The sequence below is a fragment of the Pandoraea soli genome (assembly GCF_902459595.1).
In the GTDB taxonomy this organism is placed as follows: Bacteria; Pseudomonadota; Gammaproteobacteria; order Burkholderiales; family Burkholderiaceae; genus Pandoraea; species Pandoraea cepalis.
The window spans coordinates 226,785-245,678 of the sequence record NZ_CABPSG010000002.1; the positions used below are offsets into that span (position 1 = coordinate 226,785).

18 protein-coding genes are annotated in these 18,894 nt (G+C 65.4%); 11 read left to right on the forward strand and 7 right to left on the reverse strand.

The genetic code is table 11. The features are described from left to right. The first annotated feature begins 15 nt into the window (after nt 1-15). Complete coding sequence (locus PSO31014_RS05010) at nt 16-909, forward strand: LysR family transcriptional regulator (RefSeq protein WP_150550609.1); 894 nt, start codon at nt 16-18, stop codon at nt 907-909. A gap of 3 nt (nt 910-912) precedes the next feature. Here the strand turns inward: PSO31014_RS05010 and zapE are convergent, their stop codons facing one another. Then, a complete protein-coding gene (gene zapE, locus PSO31014_RS05015; RefSeq protein WP_150550610.1) occupies nt 913-1,947 on the reverse strand; it encodes a cell division protein ZapE in 1,035 nt (344 codons plus the stop codon). 232 nt (nt 1,948-2,179) lie between these two features. Between zapE and PSO31014_RS05020 the strand changes: the two genes are divergently transcribed. Further along, complete coding sequence (locus tag PSO31014_RS05020; RefSeq protein ID WP_150550611.1) at nt 2,180-3,037, forward strand: arylamine N-acetyltransferase family protein; 858 nt, start codon at nt 2,180-2,182, stop codon at nt 3,035-3,037. Between the two features lie 108 nt (nt 3,038-3,145). Here the strand turns inward: PSO31014_RS05020 and PSO31014_RS05025 are convergent, their stop codons facing one another. Next, entirely contained in the window at nt 3,146-4,384 is a 1,239-nt protein-coding gene (locus tag PSO31014_RS05025; protein ID WP_150550612.1) for an MFS transporter, read from the reverse strand. Between the two features lie 98 nt (nt 4,385-4,482). On the opposite strand from PSO31014_RS05025, the gene PSO31014_RS05030 reads away from it, so the two are divergent. Next, nucleotides 4,483-5,463 (forward strand): LysR family transcriptional regulator, encoded by a 981-nt coding sequence (locus tag PSO31014_RS05030; protein WP_425494849.1) that lies wholly within the window; start codon nt 4,483-4,485, stop codon nt 5,461-5,463. 6 nt (nt 5,464-5,469) lie between these two features. Here PSO31014_RS05030 and PSO31014_RS05035 read toward each other — a convergent pair whose 3' ends face one another. Beyond that, complete coding sequence (locus PSO31014_RS05035) at nt 5,470-6,447, reverse strand: LysR family transcriptional regulator (protein WP_150550613.1); 978 nt, start codon at nt 6,445-6,447, stop codon at nt 5,470-5,472. A 142-nt stretch (nt 6,448-6,589) separates the two neighbouring features. Between PSO31014_RS05035 and PSO31014_RS05040 the strand changes: the two genes are divergently transcribed. The 3 genes from PSO31014_RS05040 (at nt 6,590) to mmsB (ending at nt 10,472) form a co-directional block, all read left to right on the forward strand. Further along, nucleotides 6,590-7,828, forward strand: coding sequence for an ABC transporter substrate-binding protein (locus tag PSO31014_RS05040; protein WP_150550614.1), 1,239 nt, complete (start codon nt 6,590-6,592; stop codon nt 7,826-7,828). Nucleotides 7,829-8,007: 179 nt separating this feature from the next. Continuing rightward, on the forward strand, nt 8,008-9,507 hold the full coding sequence (locus PSO31014_RS05045) for a CoA-acylating methylmalonate-semialdehyde dehydrogenase (RefSeq protein WP_150550615.1): 1,500 nt from the start codon (nt 8,008-8,010) through the stop codon (nt 9,505-9,507). A gap of 35 nt (nt 9,508-9,542) precedes the next feature. Beyond that, nucleotides 9,543-10,472 carry a 3-hydroxyisobutyrate dehydrogenase gene (mmsB, locus tag PSO31014_RS05050; protein ID WP_150550616.1) on the forward strand — a complete coding sequence of 310 codons (930 nt, stop codon included), beginning with the start codon at nt 9,543-9,545 and terminating at the stop codon, nt 10,470-10,472. Between the two features lie 87 nt (nt 10,473-10,559). On the opposite strand, the gene PSO31014_RS22345 is transcribed toward mmsB, so the two are convergent. Then, entirely contained in the window at nt 10,560-10,733 is a 174-nt protein-coding gene (locus PSO31014_RS22345) for a hypothetical protein (protein ID WP_174976380.1), read from the reverse strand. Nucleotides 10,734-10,823: 90 nt separating this feature from the next. Here PSO31014_RS22345 and PSO31014_RS05055 point away from each other — a divergent pair, with 90 nt between their 5' ends. The 4 genes from PSO31014_RS05055 (at nt 10,824) to PSO31014_RS05070 (ending at nt 13,724) form a co-directional block, all read left to right on the forward strand. Next, a complete protein-coding gene (locus tag PSO31014_RS05055; protein ID WP_150550617.1) occupies nt 10,824-11,738 on the forward strand; it encodes a bestrophin family protein in 915 nt (304 codons plus the stop codon). A 55-nt stretch (nt 11,739-11,793) separates the two neighbouring features. Then, nucleotides 11,794-12,150, forward strand: coding sequence for an ArsR/SmtB family transcription factor (locus tag PSO31014_RS05060; RefSeq protein ID WP_017234833.1), 357 nt, complete (start codon nt 11,794-11,796; stop codon nt 12,148-12,150). Then, nucleotides 12,134-13,081 (forward strand): SRPBCC family protein, encoded by a 948-nt coding sequence (locus tag PSO31014_RS05065; RefSeq protein WP_150550618.1) that lies wholly within the window; start codon nt 12,134-12,136, stop codon nt 13,079-13,081. Before PSO31014_RS05060 ends, PSO31014_RS05065 begins: the two co-directional genes overlap by 17 nt. 235 nt (nt 13,082-13,316) lie before the next feature. Further along, nucleotides 13,317-13,724: a DUF4148 domain-containing protein gene (locus PSO31014_RS05070; RefSeq protein WP_017234835.1), complete on the forward strand. Its 408-nt coding sequence runs from the start codon at nt 13,317-13,319 to the stop codon at nt 13,722-13,724. Between the two features lie 93 nt (nt 13,725-13,817). Here the strand turns inward: PSO31014_RS05070 and kefC are convergent, their stop codons facing one another. Continuing rightward, nucleotides 13,818-15,743 (reverse strand): glutathione-regulated potassium-efflux system protein KefC, encoded by a 1,926-nt coding sequence (kefC, locus tag PSO31014_RS05075; protein WP_150550619.1) that lies wholly within the window; start codon nt 15,741-15,743, stop codon nt 13,818-13,820. Further along, nucleotides 15,743-16,477: a glutathione-regulated potassium-efflux system oxidoreductase KefF gene (gene kefF, locus PSO31014_RS05080; protein WP_246176241.1), complete on the reverse strand. Its 735-nt coding sequence runs from the start codon at nt 16,475-16,477 to the stop codon at nt 15,743-15,745. The genes kefC and kefF overlap by 1 nt, the downstream gene beginning before the upstream one ends. Before the next feature lie 284 nt (nt 16,478-16,761). On the opposite strand from kefF, the gene PSO31014_RS05085 reads away from it, so the two are divergent. Continuing rightward, nucleotides 16,762-17,055, forward strand: a complete 294-nt coding sequence (locus PSO31014_RS05085) for a hypothetical protein (RefSeq protein WP_150550620.1) — start codon at nt 16,762-16,764, stop codon at nt 17,053-17,055. 56 nt (nt 17,056-17,111) lie between these two features. Here PSO31014_RS05085 and bcaP read toward each other — a convergent pair whose 3' ends face one another. Then, a complete protein-coding gene (gene bcaP / locus PSO31014_RS05090) occupies nt 17,112-18,512 on the reverse strand; it encodes a branched-chain amino acid transporter BcaP (protein ID WP_150550621.1) in 1,401 nt (466 codons plus the stop codon). Between the last annotated feature and the right edge of the window lie 382 nt (nt 18,513-18,894).

The window sequence follows — 18,894 nt, forward strand, 5'->3', positions numbered from 1 at the left end:
ATGCCAGGTATAACAATGAATAATTTGCGACGTATCGATCTGAATCTGCTGGTCACGCTCGATGTCTTGCTTGCCGAACAGAACGTGACACGTGCCGCCGAGCGGCTGTACATGTCGCAGCCGGCGGTCAGTGTGCATCTGGCGAAGTTGCGCGACTTGCTCGGCGATCCGCTGTTGCTGCCAGGGCCGCGCGGTATGCGTCCTACCACGCGCGCCGACGCGCTGCGCGAGCCGTTGCGCGACGCGCTTGAATCGCTGTCGCGTGCCGTCTCACCCGCTGCGGCTTTCGATCCGGCGAACGCCGAGTTGACCTGGCGTATCGCCGCCACGGATTACACGGAGTCGACCCTGGTGCTGCCAGTGCTTCACCGCCTGCGAGCGGCGGCGCCACGCACGCGTCTGGCGGTGTTCGATTTGTCGCCGTCGCGCGTCGCCCGGCAGGCGGAGCAGGGTATCGTCGATATCGCGTTTCACACCACAGATGGCGCACCACAGGGCTTGCGTCGCAAGGCCCTGTTCGCGGAGCGCTATGTCCTGGTGGCGCGGCGTGGGCATCCGAAGCTCAAACGACGGCCCACGCTCAAGCAGTTCTGCGAGCTGGAGCACGTCATTGTGTCGCAGGACGGCGGCGGCTTCCACGCGAGCACCGACGATGCCCTCGCGAGGCTCGGGGCATCGCGGCGCGTTGTCCTGTCCGTGCCGCATTTTCTCTTCCTGCGATCCGCGCTCGCCAGCACGGATCTGGTGGCGATGGCCCCCGAACGCCTCGTTCGCGACGATCCGGCGTTGCAGGTGACGACGCCGCCCGTCGACCTGCCGGGCTTCGAGATCTCGATGTACTGGCACGAGCGTGTGCATCGCGATCCGTCGCATCAATGGCTGCGGGAATGCATCGCGAGCGTCGTGTGACCTTCAGCTTGGGCGAACGAGCGTGCGGCGCTCGTAGTCGCGCGATCCCATCTCGGCCAGTCGGCTGATCGTACGCGACAGATCGCGCCAGTCGCGCAATGCATCGAGCGCGGGAATGAGCGGCATGTCGGACGCGATCAGCAACGTGCGTTGGCGGTCGTAACAAATGTCGATGAGCCACAGGAATCGTTGCAGGGTGTCGGGGCGCTGGAGCCGTTCGACGTGCAGATCGCCCACGATCAAGCAGGGCCAGCGCTCGGCGAGCGCGAGGTAATCCAGATGCGAGCGATGTGCGACGCAAAGGTCGTCGAAATCGGCCCACAGCACGCGCGCGCCTGCGCTTTGTGCCGGCAGTGCACGACCGGCGATCGTCACCGTTGACGGATTTGACGCGGGTCGCCCCTCCAATTCGGCATAACGTAGCGGCAAGAGCTCGCGGGCTTCGTCGGGGGGCGCGATCCAGCGCGGTAGCTGTGCCGCTTCGCCGCCCATGCGGTAGTCGGTGGCGCCGTCGAAATGCACGACCGCGAAGCGTTGCAGAATCACGGCGATGGTCGGTTCGAAACGCTCGTGAAACTCGGGATCGGGCAACAACTGCTGCGGCGCGTAGTTCGACGTCAGCACCAGCCGCACACCCCGCGCCAGCGCGATGTCGAGAAATCGCCCGATCAGGAAAGCATCGGCAATGTCGTGGACGTGAAACTCGTCGAAACACAGTAAGGCAACGCCGTGGAGCCAGCGATTCGCTACCGCCGCGAGTCGGTCGTCGCATGCCGGTTCGCGCACGAGTTGCCGATGGACGTCGCGCAGGAATTCGTGAAAGTGCACGCGCCGCTTCTCGCACTCGGCGACGGCGAAGGCGGCGTCCACGACGAGGCTCTTGCCGCGCCCGGGGCGTCCGTAGCAGTACACGCCGTCGAAGGCCGGCCTGGCGGTTCCCAGCAGTGCGGTGAGAGCGGCGAGGGCGTCGCGTTGGCGAAGGTCGGGACGGACGTGGCGCTCAGCCAGCGCCCGCGTCACGCGCGCAATGTCGATCATGTAAAGCAGACTCCGGATAGCAGCAGCCGGCGTACCCAGCCGGCCAATGGGGGCCACTATACCGACGCTGCGCGGTTCCGGCTAATTTGGACTGCGGTGCGAAATCCGCGCATTTCGGCGTCGCCTGATCGCCCGCTCACCTCGTCGCCGCGATGGCGTTGCCCAAAGACACGGCGGATGCGCTAACGTATGGGCTCTGCGTAGGTCCGCATCCCTCAAGAGGACGTCAGGCATGTCTCATCCCTTCGATCCGGAACGCTATTTTCAGCGCATCGGTTACACCGGCCCGCGTGAAGCAACGCTCGACGTTCTGCGCGCCATCCACTCGCTGCATCCGCTGGCCATTCCGTTCGAGAATCTCGATCCGATTCGTGGTCAGCCGGTCGACGTCGAGCTGCCGTCGGTCGTTGCCAAGTTGCTCGATGGCGGACGCGGCGGCTACTGCTTCGAGCAGAACGCGCTGTTCGCCCATGCGCTGACCCATCTCGGGTTTGTCGTCACGCCGTTGATCGGACGCGTCGTGTGGGGGCGCTCGTTTGATGGGGAAGCACCGCTCACGCACATGCTGCTGCGCGTCGATCTCGACGGCGAGGCCTGGCTGGCCGATGTGGGTTTCGGCTCCGTCACGCTCACCGCGCCGCTGCGTCTGCATTCGGCGCAACCCCAGTCGACCCTGCTGGAAACGTTCCGACTGGAGACGGTTCGTACGGAGGATGGCGGGCCGCCCAGCGAGTACCGCCTGAGCGTGCGCTCCGCCGACACGTGGTTGCCTGTCTATCGCTTTGCGCCGAAACCCGCCGAGTGGATCGACTACAAGCTGGGCAATTGGTACACGTCGAGCGCGCCCGATTCCATCTTCCGGAATCAGCTCATCGTCTGCCGTGTGCTGCCGCTCGGACGCATTGCGCTACTCAACACAACGCTGACGGAGCGCTCGGCGCAAGGCGACGTCGTGGCGGAAACCGACATCGCGTCGGCGGCGCAACTCGCGCAAGTGCTGCGGGAACGTTTCGGCCTGAGGCTCGACGGCATCGATACCGACGCTTTGTACGAGCAGGTGCGCGCCTGTGCCGCAAAGGCCGCTGGCTGAACGTTGTCGGCGCCATGAACTCGCCCGGTGTGTCAAACGACAAGGCCGCCTCCCGAGGGAGGCGGCCTGCGTGTCTTTGTTCCGTCGTCGTCAGCGGCGGGCTGGGCGTCAGTGTGCCGACGTCGTGCCGGGCCACAGTCGCACAACGAGCGCGGCGAGGGCCGCCAGCGTGGCGAGCGACGCGACACCCGTCCAGCCCCAGTGCGCCAATGCCTGAGCACCGAGTGCCGCGCCGATCGACATGCCGATGAAGACGCCGACGAAAAGCACGGCGTTCAGACGGCTGCGGGCGGCGGGTTCGATGCCATACACGATGGTTTGATGCGAGACCAGCGCGACCTGCACGCCCAGGTCGAAGCCGATGGCGGCCAGACCGATCAGCCACAGTTGGGCATGGGCGCCGAGCATGGGCGCGAACAGCATCGCGGCGAAGGACACGGCCACCAGGCTCGCCCCAAGACGGGTGACGATCTGCGGCCCCTTGCGATCCGCAATGCGGCCGGCCAGCGGTGCGCCGAGTGCCCCGGCCGCGCCTGCCAGACCGAATGCCCCCGCCGCCGCCGCGCCCAGATGGAACGGGGCGTCGTGCAGCATGACGGCGAGCGTCGACCAGAAGGCGCTGAAGCCGACCGACAGCAGGCCCTGCGCCAATGCCGCCCGGCGCAGCGCCGGATGACGACGCCACAGGCCGGCCACCGAACCGAGCAATTGGCGATAGGTCATCTGCGTCGTCGGATGGAACGACGGCAGGGCGCGCCACGCCACCACGCCGAAGCCGGCCACGCTGATGGCGGCGACGACATACATCGCCCGCCAACCGAAGTTCTGGGCCACGAAGCCGGACACCACGCGCGAGAGCAGAATGCCCAACAACAGTCCGGTCATCACGGTGCCGACGACTCGGCCCCGGATCGATTCGGGCGCGATCGCGGCCGCGGCGGGCACGATGTCCTGTGCCATCGTCGCGGTCAGCCCGATGGCCAGACTCGCGGCGAGCAGCGTGCCAATGCCCGGGGCAAAGGCGGCCAGCAGCAGCGCGAGCGTGAGAATCGCGCCCTTGACGAGCACGATACGACGCCGGTCGATAATGTCGCCGAGCGGCACCAGCAGCAGAATGCCCAGCGCGTAGCCGAGCTGGGTGAGCGTCGGAACCCAGCCGACCGTCGTGTTGGCGGCGTGGATGTCGTCGGTCATGATGCCGAGCATCGGCTGGGCGTAGTACAGCGAGGCGACCGTCAGGCCGGTGCCCGTTGCCAGCAGCAGGATAAGCCGGGCAGACAGCTCGGGCTGCGCTCGCGTGGCGGCCTGATTCGCGCCAGTGGCGCTGGAAATCTGTGCAGAACGCATGAGGTGAGGCTCCAGTAGCAAGGTACGGGGCGTAGTGTCGCGCTTGGTGCAGTGCGGTGGTAGGCCTATAATCCGTACAACCTTTATACGTGTTGCGTATGACAGAGCCCCTTCATCCCCCTGCCATTGGCACCGATGCGCCCGCTGGCCGAGGCGGCGGTGCCGACCGTGTCGAGCTGATGCAGACGTTTGTGCGCATCGTCGAGGCCGGCAGTCTGTCGGCCGCCGCAGCGCTGCTTGGCACCACGCAGCCGACCGTCAGCCGGCGTTTGCAGATGCTCGAACGCTCGCTGGGACTTCGCTTGCTGCAACGCTCGACGCATCGCATGAAGCTCACCGAGGACGGTGAGCGTTGCTTCGTTCGGGCGAAGGAACTGGTGACGAGCTGGGAGGCGTTCGAAGCCGATCTGCGCGGCACCGGCGACGACCCGGAGGGCACCTTGCGCGTGCTCGTACCCCACGCGTTCGGTCAGGAAATGATGATCGGCCCGCTCGCGGACTTTCTGGAGCGCTATGCCGGGATGAAGGTGCATTGGTTCTTGCAGGACCGCGAGCCTGATTTCATTGCGGAAGGCATCGACTGCGCGATTCACGTGGGCGAACTGCGCGATCCGTCGAATGTGGCGATTTCGTTGACCGACGTGCCGCGCATCGTCGTAGCGTCGCCCGACCTGCTGCGCGGACGTCCGTTGCCTTCGCACCCCTCGGACCTGGCCTCGTTGCCGTGGCTCTCGCTCACCACGTTCTACCGCAACGACATCACGCTCACGCACGAGCAAACGCACGAGACGGCCCGCGTCACATTCGATCCGCGCATGAGCACGGACAACCTCTATGCATTGCGCAGTGCCGCATTGCGCGGGTTGGGTGTGGCGGTTTGTTCGGCATGGTTGATGGCTGAAGACGTGGCGCAGGGTCGCCTGATGCAGCTCATGCCGCCATGGCGCTCGACGGCCTTGCCGATGTACCTCCTCTACCCGTACGCGAAGTACTATCCGGCCCGGCTGCGCCGCTTCATCGAAGCGATGCGCGCGGCGATTCCCGCCGTGATCGACGCCGAGCAACGCAAGATTCGCTGATCGGGATCAGACCAGCCGCAGTTGTCCGGATTGGCCTTGCAACAGGGCGTCATTGCGCTGGGCGGCGTCGCGTAAGTAATCCCACAGCACCGTAATGCGCTTGAGCGAGCGCAATTCCTCGTGACAATAGATCCAGAAGCTGCGCGTGACGACCACGTCGTCGACGAGCAACGGCACCAGCCGTGCGTCCTGCGCGGCCATGAAGCATGGCAGGATCGCCAGCGCCTCGCCCTGCAATGCCGCCTGATATTGGGCGATGACGCTTGTGCTGCGCAGCACGACGTTGCCCCCGGGCACGATGTCCTCCAGATAACGCAACTCGTTGCTGAACGTGAGTTCGTCGACGTAGCTGATGAACCGGCGTCCGGACAGATCCGCGAACGTCGCGACGTCGCCGTATTGCGCGAGATAACCGGGCGTCGCATACAACTGCAGACGGTAGTCGCACAGCTTGCTGCACACGTAAGGCCCGCGCTGGGGGCGTTCGATGGTGATCGCCAGATCGGCCTCGCGTTTCGACAGGCTCACGAAGCGCGGCACGGGCAGCACGTCGAAAGCGATAGCGGGGTATTCGCGCTGAAAGCGTGAGAGGACCGGCGTGACGAAGTACGTGCCGAACGCTTCCGTCGAGCCGATACGAACGTGGCCCGAGAGCGTTTGCCCGAGCCCCGCCACCTGCTCGCACGCCGATTGCAGCGTGGTCTCCATTTGCTCCGCGTAGACGAGGAGCTGCTGCCCCTCGGGCGTCAGCGCAAAGCCCGCGTTGCGCGATTTGTCGAACAACAACGTGCCGAGCGACTGCTCCAGCGCGCGCACTCGTCGCGAGACGGTCGTGTGATCGACCCCCAGGCGTTGCGCCGCGGCGCTTACGCGCTGTGTGCGCGCGACCTCCAGGAAGTAGCGCAAGTCGTCCCAGTCGGGACGCGGCTCCGCCCCCGAAGCGCCAGCGATGCCCGACGGTCTTGCTGCGGCGGCGCGAACCATTACGCTCTCTCCTATGTGTATTTATGCACAAAGTAGATGCATATATTCGCTATGTAAAGCAAATTCGCACAAATACAATTCATGAGCGCCGCGCATAGACGGCGACGACGAACGCATAAAAAAACCTGAAGGAGACGAAGCGATGAAGATCAAGCCGTGGTTGCTCGCGCTGGGATTCGGCGCGGGCTTGGGGTTGATGTCGATGGCCGGTATGGCGCAGTTGCCGGACCGCCCGGTGAAGGTGGGCGTGCTCACCGACATGTCGGGGCCGTATTCGGCGATGGGCGGTGCCGGCTCGGTCGCGGCCGCGCAAATGGCGATCGACGATTGTCTGGCGGCCGAGTGCAAGGGCATGAAGATTGCGCTGGTGTCGGCCGACAACCAGAACAAGGCCGATGTCGCCGCCAACAAGGCCCGGGAATGGTTTGATCGCGACAATGTCGATGCGATTGCCGATCTCACGAACTCGGCGGCCGCCCTGGCGGTGCAGAAGATCGCCATGGACAAGCAACGCGTGACGTTGTTCTCAGGGCCGGCGACCACGCGACTGACGAACGAAGACTGCTCGCCCACGGGCTTTCACTGGATGTTCGACACCTACTCGCAGTCGGCGGCAACCGCGCGCGCCGTGGTCGGTGACGGTGGCAAATCGTGGTACTTCATCACCGTCGACTATGCCTTCGGGCACTCTCTTGAGAAAGACGCCGCCGATATCGTGAAGACGCTCGGCGGCACGGTCCTGGGACAGTCGCGACATCCGCTCAATGCATCCGACTATGCATCGTTCCTGTTGCAGGCGCAAAGCTCGAAGGCACAGGTCGTGGCGCTCGCCAACGGCGGGCAGGACACCGTCAACGCGCTCAAGCAGGCACGCGAATTCGGCATTGTGCAACGCGGGCAGAAGTTGGCGGCGCTGCTGGTCTTCCTGTCGGATGTTCATGCGCTCGGCCTGAACACGGCGCAGGGCTTGATGTTTACCGATGGCTTTTACTGGGATCAGGACGACGCCGCGCGTGTCTGGTCGGCCCGCTTCCAGAAAAAGTACAAGGATCTGAAGCCGACGATGGTGCAGGCGGGCGTGTATTCGAGTGTGCTGCATTACTTGCGTGCGGTCGCGGCGTCTCAGAGCGTGGACGCCAAGGTGGTCGCGCAAAAAATGCGGGAAATGCCGATTCGCGATCCGATCATGCACAACGCCTCGATTCGTCCGGACGGGCGCGTGATCCACGACATGTACCTGTTCCGCGTAAAGTCGCCCGCCGAGTCGAAAGGCCCGTGGGACTACTACACCAAGGTCGCTACGGTGCCCGCGACGGAAGCCTTCCAGCCGCTGTCTAAATCGACCTGCTCGCTCGTGAAGACGAGCACGGCGGCGAAGTGAGCGACGCTTGATCGTCATGGGATCGTCGCGGCGCAGGCCTCGCTGCGATTGCCTATCTTGTAATTGCCGGCGGCGCTGCGTGGTCACTCACCGCAGCCCGCCTTCCACCGAACCCTGAAGTCATTCGCAGTCTTTTCGCCCCCGAATCCTCGCATTCGTTTCCATCAGGAGAGCATGTCATGTCCCTACCCACCATTCCGCTGCTGATCGACGGCAAGCGCGTCGAGTCGAAGTCCTCGCAGTGGCGCGACGTTGTGAACCCGGCCACGCAGGAAGTCGTCGCGCGCGTGCCGTTTGCCACGACGGAGGAACTCGATGCCGCCGTGGCGTCGGCCAAGGCGGCCTACAAGGGTTGGCGCAGTACGTCGCAAGCCAACCGCATGCGCGTGATGCTGCGCTTCCAGCAACTGCTGCGCGAGCACACCGGCGAACTCGCCGAATTGATCACGCGTGAGCACGGCAAGACGTTGCCCGACGCCGAAGGCGAAGTCGGACGCGGCCTCGAAGTCGTCGAACACGCATGCTCGATTGCCTCGCTGCAGTTGGGCGAATACGCCCAGAACGCCGCCGGCGGCGTTGACGTCTACACGCTGATCGAGCCGCTGGGCGTGTGCGCCGGGATCACGGCGTTCAACTTCCCGGTGATGCTGCCGTGCTTCATGTTCCCGCTGGCGGTGGCCACCGGCAACACGTTCGTGCTCAAGCCGTCGGAGCAGGATCCGAGCGCGTCGCTGCGCCTGGCCGAACTCGCACTCGAAGCCGGCCTGCCGCCGGGCGTGCTCAATGTCGTGCATGGCGGGCCGGACATCGCCAACGGCATTTGCGATCATCCGGACATCAAGGCCGTGTCGTTCATCGGCTCGACGCATGTCGGCACGCATATCTATCGTCGCGCCTCGGAGGCGGGCAAGCGCTGCCAGGCGATGATGGGCGCGAAGAACCACTGCGTGATCCTGCCCGACGCGGATCGCGAGCAGGCCATCAACCACCTGCTCGGCGCGGCGTTCGGCGCGGCGGGGCAGCGTTGCATGGCCACGTCCGTGGCGGTGCTCGTGGGCGAAGCGCGCGAGTGGGTGCCTGAGCTGGTGGCGCGTGCGCGCGCACTCAAGGTCGGTCCGGGCTCGGACCGCACGGCGGATCTCGGCCCCGTGGTGTCGAAGCAGGCGCGTGCGCGCGTCGAGAAGCTCATCGGCGCCGGCGTGGAGGAGGGCGCGAAACTGCTGCTCGACGGCCGCGGCCACACCGTCAAGGAAGCGCCCGACGGCAACTTCGTCGGTCCGACGATTTTCGACGATGTCACGGCCGACATGTCGATCTATCGCGACGAGATTTTCGGCCCGGTGCTGTGCATGACGGGCGTCGATACGCTCGATGAAGCGATCGCCTTCGTCAACGCCAATCCCAACGGCAATGGCGTGGCGCTGTTCACGCAGGATGGCGGGGCGGCACGTCAGTTCCAGAACGAGATCGACGTTGGGCAGGTCGGGATCAACCTGCCGATTCCGGTGCCGGTCGCCTGGTTCAGCTTCACCGGGTCGCGTGCGTCGAAGCTGGGCGATCTGGGGCCGAACGGCAAACAAGCGATTCTGTTCTGGACGCAGACCAAGACCGTGACGGCACGCTGGCAAGCGCGCGGTACGGGCCCGGCGGGCGTGAACACGACGATCACGTTGAAGTAACGCGCACGACTCTTTCGGAGATTCGGAGACAGACGATGGCTACGGAAACGCAACAAAAGGCCTGGCGTGTCGCCTTCATCGGGCTCGGCAACATGGGCGGGCCGATGGCGGCGAATCTGGTGAAGGCGGGGCACGCGGTGCGCGGCTTCGACTTGTCGGACGCGGCGCTCGCGCGACTCACGGCGGCCGGTGGCACGGCGGCCACTTCGATTGCCGACGCCGTGCGCAACGCTCAGGTGGTCATCACGATGCTGCCCGCCGGCGAGCATGTGCTCGCGGCGTACGATGGCCCGGACGGTGTGCTCGCGCACGCCGCGCCGGATGCGGTGCTGATCGACAGCAGCACGGTGCCGCCGGAAATTCCACGCCAGTTGGCGACGCTCGCGCGTCCGGGCACGCCGTTGCTCGACGCGCCGGTCTCCGGCGGCACGGCGGGGGCGGCTGCGGGTACGCTCACGTTCATGGTGGGCGGCGATGCAGCGCTCGTCGAGCGCATGCGGCCGCTGCTCGGCAACATGGGACGAGCGATTCATCACGGCGGGCCGCTGGGCGCGGGACAGACGCTCAAGCTGTGCAACAACATGCTGCTGGGTATTCTGATGGCAGGCACGAGCGAGGCGCTGCGTCTGGGGATCGCCAACGGACTCGATCCGAAGGTGCTCTCGGCGGTCATGCAGCAAAGCTCCGGGCGCAATTGGACGCTGGAGGTCTACAACCCGTGTCCGGGTGTGATGGAGAATGCCGCGTCGTCGCGGGGTTACACCGGCGGTTTTGCGACCGACCTGATGGCGAAGGACTTGCGTCTCGCTCACGGGGCGGCGGCGGCCGGCGACGTGGCGACCCCGCTCGGCGATCTGGCGCGGCGCATCTTCGAGGTGCATCGGGCCAACGGGCACGGCGCGCTCGATTTTTCGAGCATTTTCCAGGACCCGGTCACGCTGGCGCAAGCATTGGCCGTGAAGTAACGGTGGTCCGGTAAGGCCATTGAAACGCCCGTCGGCTTAGCGGCCGACGGGCGTTGTCTTTGCTGGATCACGGCAGCCGTGTCGACGTCAGCCGGCGATCACTCGATGCAGTGGGTCGAGTTCCTGATTGCGGGCGCGTTGCTCGTCGCCCGACAGGCCGCCGCCGCGTTGTGCGGCCATGGCGCGCGTTTCCTGCGCAATGGCGCCAAGGCGGCGGTGCAACGCATAGCCGCGCGGCGGCGGGTAATCGGTTGCAACCATTTCAAACCGGCCGATATGGGCGTATCATCCCGGCGCAACGGCTCCCCCCACAGCCAGTCTTTCCGCGCTTGCGAGCGCCTCCATTCCCCCATGATCGTTCGACCCAATCTGAACTGGCTGCGCATGCTCTTCGTCGTGCGCGGTTCGATCGTTCCCAAGATTGCTCCGCAGCTTATTTTCACCACGCTCATCTCGATCGCCGTCACGCTGGCCCACGGACGCGTCTTCGAATGGAAGATTCCGCTCACGTTCGTGCCGTTCTCGCTGATCGGCATCACGCTCGCGATTTTCCTCGGCTTTCGCAATACCACGAGCTACGCCCGCTACTGGGAAGCCCGGATGCTCTGGGGCAGCGTGCTCAACGAGACGCGCGCGCTGGCCCGCCAGTCGATGACGCTGGTGTCCGATACCTCGGATTCGTCGCGCTTCGTCGCCTATCTCATCGCCTTCGTGCATGGCATGCGTCATCAGTTGCGCGGCACGGACCCGCAGGCCGACTTCGAACGGCTGCTCGACAAAACGGACGTGGCCTGCCTCGCCCGCAAGCAGTTCAAGCCCATCGCGATCCTGCTCATGGCGGGCGAATGGCTCCGGGAACGCCGCTCGCGCGGGCAGATCGAAGCGCCGCTTGCGCAGGTCATGGAGATGCATCTGGATCGGCTCGGCGAAGCCATCGGCGGCTGCGAGCGCATCGCCACCACGCCGATCCCGTTCACCTACGGTGTGATCCTGCACCGCGTGACCTATCTCTACAGTCTGCTGCTGCCCTTCGGTCTGGTCGATTCGATTGGGCCGATGACGCCGGTGGTCGTGGCCTTCCTCTCGTACACCTTCTTCGCGCTCGAAGCGGTCAGCGCCGAAATCGAGGAGCCGTTCGGGCTGGAGCCGAACGACCTCGCGCTCAACGCCATGTCCGAGACCATCGAGCAATCGCTGCGAGAGATCCTCCATCGCCAGCACACGGCCCGCCTGCGCCCGCGCAACGAGCATCACATCATTACCTGATGATATTGATACTAAAGTGCTTGCTTTACTTTTTTGAGCGTCTATACTCAAGTACATGCTTGACCATGACATCACCCTCGATCTGACCTTTCAGGCGCTGGCCGACGCGTCGCGGCGCGCGATGCTTGCGCGGCTGGCGCAGGGGCCGGCGTCGGTGAGCGCGCTCGCGCAGCCGCTGGCGATGTCGTTGCAGGCGGTCATGCAGCACCTGGCCGTACTTGAGAGTGCGGGGCTGGTGCGAACGGAAAAGGCCGGACGCGTGCGAACGTGCCGGATCGAACCCCAGGCGCTGAGCCTTGCCGAGCGATGGATTCATCAGCGCCGTCATGAGTGGGAGGGCCATCTCGACCGATTGGGCGAGTATCTGGCCAGCCTGCCGCCCGAAGGAGGAGTTCATGAGGACAGCCAGTGAAGCCACACCCGAAACGCAGCCGCGTCCGTTGAGCGTTGGCCGGACTTACGCAACCAACCGCGAAACCGTATTTCTCGCCTGGACCCGCACCGATGCCGTGAAGCGCTGGTTTTGCCCAACCGGCTACACCGTGCCCGAAGCGCAGATCGATGCCCGCGTGGGCGGCGTTTTCGACCTGCGCATGCAATCGCCCGAAGGGGAGTCGCATTGGATTCGCGGGCGTTTCATCGAGATCGACGCGCCGGCGCGTCTTGTGATCGACATGGAAGTGACCGACGCGAAGGGGCAGGCCCTGTTCGGCACGCGCACGACGGCGAAATTCACGGAAGTGGCGCAAGGCACGCGGTTGGATGTCGAGCAGCGCTACACCGTTCACGATCCCGCGTTCGCCTGGATGCCCGCAGGTGCCGCTCAGGGCTGGGCGCAGACACTCGACAAGCTGGGCCGCGAGGTCATGCGCGAGGCGGAGGCGCCAACGCAACGCAGTGTGGTGCATGCGACCTTTCGCATCGAGCGTCAATACGCGGCGTCGCCTGCGCGCGTGTATCGTGCGCTGACCGAGCGCGACGCCAAGGATCGCTGGTTCGCCAGAAGCGATGGTCTGACGTTGCTAGAACGCTCGATGGATGTGCGCCCCGGTGGCCGCGAGGTGGCCAAAGGGCAGTGGGCAAGCGGTATGGTGTCGACGTTCGACGCGCTGTACTTTGATGTCGTGCCCGATTCACGGCTTGTCTACACGTACGAGATGCATCTCGATACGCGCAAGATCTCCGTGTCGCTTGCGACGCTCGACCTTCGTGCGCACGATGGCGGCACACAACTCGTCATGACCGAGCAGGGCGCGTTTCTGGACGGCTACGACGACGCGGGCTCGCGCGAACGCGGTACCCAGCAGTTGCTCGATGCCCTCGGCGCTTCGCTCGTCGACTGAGTCCCCGCCCGCACGTTTCCCCAACGCTTACGACGCCGCTGTGCCCCGGTTTCCGGGGGCCGCGGCGTTCGTCGCTTCGCCATTGCCCCATTGTGGTGCGTTCATTCTCTTCGAAAGCCGCAATAGTTCCTCGACAAATATCGCGTTTTTCATCTTGGCGGCGAGTTCTAGACTTCTTTCCATCGACGGCGCAATTGAAAACAAAGTCGTCGCAAACTAGACAGGAGTTAAGAAAATGAACCGCAAGAACATCGCAATCGCCCTTATCGCCGCCGTGGCTTCGTTCGGTGCTGTGGCCAGCAACGCTGCCGAGAACGGTAACAACTACCCCGAGATCGCCTCGCAAGGTCAGCCGCTCACGCGTGCCGCCGTGCTGGCTGATCTGGCACAGGCCCGCGCTCAAGGGCTGATCCCGAACGGTGACGCCGACTATCCGGTCTATGTCGCTTCGGCCTCGACCAAGAGCCGCGCCGACGTGAAGGCCGAACTGGCCCAGGCACGCGCCCAAGGCCTTGTGCCGCAGAACGACGTCGACTACCCGATCGTCGCCTCGCAAGGCCCGAGCGCCACGCGCGCTGGCGTGAAGCAGGAACTGGCGCGTGCCCGCGCCGCAGGTGAGCTGAACGTCAGCCAAGGCAGCTGATCGCCGGCGGGCTGTCGCCGCACAGTCAGAAGCCGTCCCGAGGGAAATCCTCGGGACGGCTTTTTGTTCGTCCGATGAATCGTGACTGGGCGCTCAGGCGCGGCGGTTGCCGTTGTCGGCCGCGGGCTTGTCCTGCGCTTGTGACGCCAATGCGTCGGTGGGCGTCGGGGCAGCGGCCGTGTCGGGCGCGCGGTCGCCGTCCCAACCGAACGTGACGTGCCGCCGCGCATGGCGCTGCTCTCGCTCGCGTGCCATCTGCTCTTCGAACTGACGGCGGCCTTCCTTGGCGGTGGCGACCATCGCCTTGCGATCCTGGTAAGCCGGATACATCTCGTCGGTCAGTTGCAAATTGGCGCGCCGGAAGGCCATCGCCGCCTCTCTCGCCTCGGCCGCCGGCCAGCCCAGGGTTTCAAGCACCGACCGTGCACTGCGCAACGACGACTCGAAGACTTCCCGTTCAATGTGTTCGACGCCACGATCGCGAAGCTGGAACAGATGGCCGACGTTGCGTGCCCGCGCCACGATGGGTACGCCGGGGAAGTGTTCGCGTAACAGGTCGACGATTTCCAGAGACTGATCGACGTCGTCCACGGCGACGACCACCGCGCGGGCATGTGCCACGCCCGCGATACGCAGCAGATCGAGCCGTGTCGCGTCGCCGTAGAACACCCGGAAGCCAAACTGGCGCAGGCTCTCGATGGTGTCGGGATCGTGATCGAGCACGGTCACCGAAACGCCCTGCGGCACCAGCGTGCGGCCAACGATTTGCCCGTAGCGTCCAAAGCCGCAGATCACGACGCTGGCCGACTGCGGCTCGTCGATCTCTGCCATGCGGGGCGATCCCGTCACGCTGTAGCGCGGCAGCAGCCACTTGTCGATGGCCACGAGCAGCAGCGGCGAGACCAGCATCGAGAGCGCGACGGCGCCGATGAGGAACGACGACACCGCCGGAGGCAGCACTTGCGGTCCGGCCGACTGGAACACCACGAAAGCGAATTCACCGCCCTGCGCCAGCAGCAGAGTGAAGATCGGCCGTTCTTGATAAGGCAGTTGCATCCACCGCGACACCCCGTAGATGGCCAGTCCTTTGAGCGCCATGAAGCCGACGACGACGGCGATCATGCGCAGCGGTTGCGCGAGCAGCACACCGAAGTCGATGCTCATGCCGACGGCAATGAAGAACAGCCCGAGCAGAAGCCCCTTGAATGGTTCGATGTCGGTTTCCAGCTCCCGCCGGTATTCGCTCTCGGCGAGCAGCACGCCGGCGAGGAACGCGCCGAGCGCCATCGACAGGCCGACCCATTGCATCAGTGCCGCGATGGCGACGACGAGCAACAGCGACGCCGCCGTGAAAATCTCCGGCGTGCGGCTGTTGGCGATCCAGCGCAGCAGCGGGCGCAATGCCAGCCGCCCGCCAAGGATGATCGCCGCAATCACGCCGACGATTTTCAGGGCTTCGAGCGCGCGCGCCGTGCCGGTCATCACGTGGCTGTCGAACGAATTGGCCAGCAAGGGCAGCAGCGCGAGGATCGGGATCGCGGCAACGTCCTGGAACAGCAGGATCGAAAAGCCTGCCTGGCCGCTCGGGGTGCCGAGCAAATTGCGCTCGGCCATCACCTGCAAGGCGATCGCGGTCGACGAGAGCGCGAGACCGAGGGCCGCGACGAGGGCGATGCGCCACGGTGCGCCAAGCGCGACGCCCGCCGCGAAGAGCAACACCGCGCAGCCGACGACCTGCGCCGAGCCCCACCCGAAGATCGGCCGTCGCAGATTCCACAGGCGTCGCGGTTCCAGTTCGAGGCCAACAAGGAAGAGCATCAGCACCACGCCGAATTCGGCGAAATGCAGCACGTCTTCCACGCGCGCGACTAGACCGAGTCCCCAGGGACCGATGGCAATCCCGGCGGCGAGATAGCCGATGATCGCGCCGAGTCCCAGCGCACGCGACAGCGGTACGACAATGACCGCCGCGGCGAGGTAGATCAGGCTGGCAAGCAACCAGGCCGGCACGTGTTCCATCAGGCGGCCCTCCCTGGGCTTGCATTCGTGGTGCCGGCGACATCGGCGACGCCGGTTGCGCAGCGCGGACGATCCGCGACCGGAATATCCTGACACTCGGGCGCGTCTGCCATGGAAATCAGCTCGGGCCATTGCGGGTACGTGGCGAGCTTGCCGGCAAACGCGCTCACGTGGGCGTCGAGTGCGGCATCGTCGCTGCGTCGCGCGCCAAAGAACACGTGCGGGGGCAGAAAGCGCATGTTGCACAGGCGCGCCATCTGCTCGTAGGGCGGCAGGAACGCCGAGAACGCGTGCTCGTTGTAGCCCTCGGGGCGATAGCTCGACTGTGGTCCGCCGGCGCTCGCCACGAGCCAGAAGTCCTTGTTCGCGAGTGCGTGGCCGTCGTGGCCGTACGCCCAGCCCCACGACAGCACTTCGTCGAGCCAGAGCTTCTGCAGCGGCGGCATGCTGTACCAGTAGATCGGGTGGACGAGCACGACCAGATCGGCGCGCGCCACGCGCTGTTGTTCGGCGGCAATGTCGATGCTGAAGTCGGGATACGTCGAGTACAGGTCGTTGACGTCGACACCTGCGATACTGCGAGCAGCGTCGAGCAGGCGGTGGTTGACGCGTGAGTCGCGCCAGCGCGGGTGCGCCACGATGACATACACGGCTCGCGTCGGCGCATCGTGACGGGAAGCGCCATCGGTGTTCGGGACGGCGGCGGGGAGAGGAGAAGGCGCGGGGGCAGTCATGCGAGGGAGCATACCGCATTCGTTTGGCGCCTGACATCACGTCGGACATCGCCGGGTGTGTCCCGCGTCATTCCATTCGATATCGCGCCCGATACTACCGCGTGGCGCGCGCCGACGTGGTGCCAGGCTAAAGACTGCGGTAGCGACAGCCGTTAAGACTGGATAAGCGCTGCGCAGATTCTGCAGGTCGCGACAAGCCGAACGGCATGCCGCACATCACACGACGAATAACCAGAACCCTGGCGCCGGTGGGGCATCCGTGCTCACGCCGGTGCAACACCGACATGTCGCCGCAATCCTTTCGTACTACCGTCAATCTGATCTATCACGGCCGCAACGTCGCGCTCGCGCTATTGCTCGTCGCGCTGATGTACAACCAGACGTTCTGGATCGTCGTGAGCGTGGTTGCGGCGGCGCTTTGCACCGGTGCGTTGCGCGAAGCGGCGCGTATGCCGGAGGAGGCAGATCTGCCGCCGCGTCCGCTGGTCATCCAGGTGCTGCGCATCTCGGTGCCGCTGCTGCTCACCATGTTCGCGCTCGGCTACGGCGCGGTGTGGCTCAATCGCAATTTCGGCTGAGCAGGCCTGTCCGCGCGCTCGCGCCTGGGCGCGAGGCGGGACAGCAAGCGGCGCGATTACGACTGCGTCGACTTGTGCAGCAGCGCGTTGCGACGCGCATACGTGAAATAGATTCCCAAGCCGATGACGAGCCACACCACGAAGGCGATCCAAGTGGTCGCTTGCAGGTGTGCCATCAGGAACAGGCACAGACCGGCGGAGATGAGCGGCACGACCGGGGCGCCGGGCACGCGGAACGCGCGCGGCAGGTCCGGGTGCGTGCGACGCAGCACCAGCACGGCCACCGACACCAGCGCGAACGCCGACAGCGTGCCGATGTTGATCAGCTCCGCGAGCACGCCCAGCGGCACGAAGCCCGCGATGACGGCGAACACCACGCCAATGATCCACGTGCCGGTGAACGGCGTCTTGTGCGTCGGATGAATACGCGAGAGCAGCGGCGGCAGCAGGCCGTCGCGCGACATGGCATACGTGATGCGGGTCTGGCCGTACGTCATCACCAGGATCACGGTCGTCATGCCGAGAATCGCGCCCAGATCGACGAAGCCCGCGATCCAGTTCTGACCGGCGTATTGCAGCGCCAGCGACACCGGGTGGTCCACGCCCGCGAACTTCGCAAACGGCACGATGCCGGTCATGATCGCGGCGACCGCCACATACAGCAGCGTGCAGACGATCAGCGAGCCGATAATGCCGATGGGCAGATCGCGGCCCGGATTGCGGACTTCTTCCGCCGCCGACGTCACGGCGTCGAAGCCGATGAACGCGAAGAACACGAGCGCGGCGGCATTGAACATGCCGCGGGTGCCGAACGGCATGAACGGTGTCCAGTTGGCCGGTTTCACATGCCACACGCCCACCGCGATGAACAGCAGCACGACGCCGATCTTGATTGCCACCATCAGATTGTTGATGCGGGCGGACTCACGCACGCCGTACGACAGGACCCACGTGATGAGCAGCATGATGATCACGGCCGGCAGGTTGATGAAGGTCGTGACGCCGGGCACGCTGCCGGGTGCTGCCGTGATGGCGGCGGGCAAATGCAGACCGAAACCTGCCGCGAGCGACTGGAAGTAGCCCGACCACCCGACCGAGACGGCCGACGAGGCCAGCCCGTACTCGAGCATCAGATCCCAGCCGATGATCCACGCGACGATCTCGCCGAGCGTGGCGTAGCTGTAGGTGTAGATCGATCCCGAGACGGGAATCGTCGACGCGAATTCCGCGTAGCACAGGGCCGCGAAGCCGCAAGCGGTTGCCGCGACGATGAACGAGAGCGTGAGCGCGGGGCCGGCGGTGAGGGCGCCGGTGCCCGTGAGGACGAAAATGCCGGTGCCGATGATGGCGCCGATGCCCATCAGGACCAGATCGACCGGGCCCAGCACCTTCTTGAGACTGCCGGTACGGCTCGCGACCAGCATGTTCTCGATGTTTTTGGTTCGAAAAAGACTCATGACCTGCAAAAGGTTCCTGCAACGTATGCCCCTGGCGTTCGCGTGGCGCGCCATCGGGGAATCCACGGGAGAGGCCTCCCGCGCCCTGGCTGCAAGGGCACCCCGGGCTTGTGGCCGCTCGTTCCCATGCCTGGCGGAACACCACAGGGTGGGTCGAACCTCCTCGTTGCGCTAACGTCGCCGGTGCACACGGCACCGGTCTGTCGGCCGTCGGCAGCGTGCATGGGGATGCGCGCCGGATGCGGCAAGACGATAGGCAACCACGGCGCGCGCTGCGCACACCGGGGCGGGACGAACACGATCGAGACTTACGGAGGATCCTGCCGGACTGCCGTGTGCGTGGCGACTGTCGCCGCGGCACATCGGAGAAGGGTGGGTCTGC

Excerpts from the sequence above, each read along its gene's own strand:
- PSO31014_RS05010 (WP_150550609.1), top strand. The coding sequence starts at position 16 with ATGAATAATTTGCGACGTATCGATCTGAATCTGCTGGTCACGCTCGAT.
- zapE (WP_150550610.1), bottom strand. The coding sequence starts at position 1,947 with ATGATCGACATTGCGCGCGTGACGCGGGCGCTGGCTGAGCGCCACGTC.
- PSO31014_RS05020 (WP_150550611.1), top strand. The coding sequence starts at position 2,180 with ATGTCTCATCCCTTCGATCCGGAACGCTATTTTCAGCGCATCGGTTAC.
- PSO31014_RS05025 (WP_150550612.1), bottom strand. The coding sequence starts at position 4,384 with ATGCGTTCTGCACAGATTTCCAGCGCCACTGGCGCGAATCAGGCCGCC.
- PSO31014_RS05030 (WP_425494849.1), top strand. The coding sequence starts at position 4,483 with ATGACAGAGCCCCTTCATCCCCCTGCCATTGGCACCGATGCGCCCGCT.
- PSO31014_RS05035 (WP_150550613.1), bottom strand. The coding sequence starts at position 6,447 with ATGGTTCGCGCCGCCGCAGCAAGACCGTCGGGCATCGCTGGCGCTTCG.
- PSO31014_RS05040 (WP_150550614.1), top strand. The coding sequence starts at position 6,590 with ATGAAGATCAAGCCGTGGTTGCTCGCGCTGGGATTCGGCGCGGGCTTG.
- PSO31014_RS05045 (WP_150550615.1), top strand. The coding sequence starts at position 8,008 with ATGTCCCTACCCACCATTCCGCTGCTGATCGACGGCAAGCGCGTCGAG.
- mmsB (WP_150550616.1), top strand. The coding sequence starts at position 9,543 with ATGGCTACGGAAACGCAACAAAAGGCCTGGCGTGTCGCCTTCATCGGG.
- PSO31014_RS22345 (WP_174976380.1), bottom strand. The coding sequence starts at position 10,733 with ATGGTTGCAACCGATTACCCGCCGCCGCGCGGCTATGCGTTGCACCGC.
- PSO31014_RS05055 (WP_150550617.1), top strand. The coding sequence starts at position 10,824 with ATGATCGTTCGACCCAATCTGAACTGGCTGCGCATGCTCTTCGTCGTG.
- PSO31014_RS05060 (WP_017234833.1), top strand. The coding sequence starts at position 11,794 with ATGCTTGACCATGACATCACCCTCGATCTGACCTTTCAGGCGCTGGCC.
- PSO31014_RS05065 (WP_150550618.1), top strand. The coding sequence starts at position 12,134 with ATGAGGACAGCCAGTGAAGCCACACCCGAAACGCAGCCGCGTCCGTTG.
- PSO31014_RS05070 (WP_017234835.1), top strand. The coding sequence starts at position 13,317 with ATGAACCGCAAGAACATCGCAATCGCCCTTATCGCCGCCGTGGCTTCG.
- kefC (WP_150550619.1), bottom strand. The coding sequence starts at position 15,743 with ATGGAACACGTGCCGGCCTGGTTGCTTGCCAGCCTGATCTACCTCGCC.
- kefF (WP_246176241.1), bottom strand. The coding sequence starts at position 16,477 with ATGACTGCCCCCGCGCCTTCTCCTCTCCCCGCCGCCGTCCCGAACACC.
- PSO31014_RS05085 (WP_150550620.1), top strand. The coding sequence starts at position 16,762 with ATGTCGCCGCAATCCTTTCGTACTACCGTCAATCTGATCTATCACGGC.
- bcaP (WP_150550621.1), bottom strand. The coding sequence starts at position 18,512 with ATGAGTCTTTTTCGAACCAAAAACATCGAGAACATGCTGGTCGCGAGC.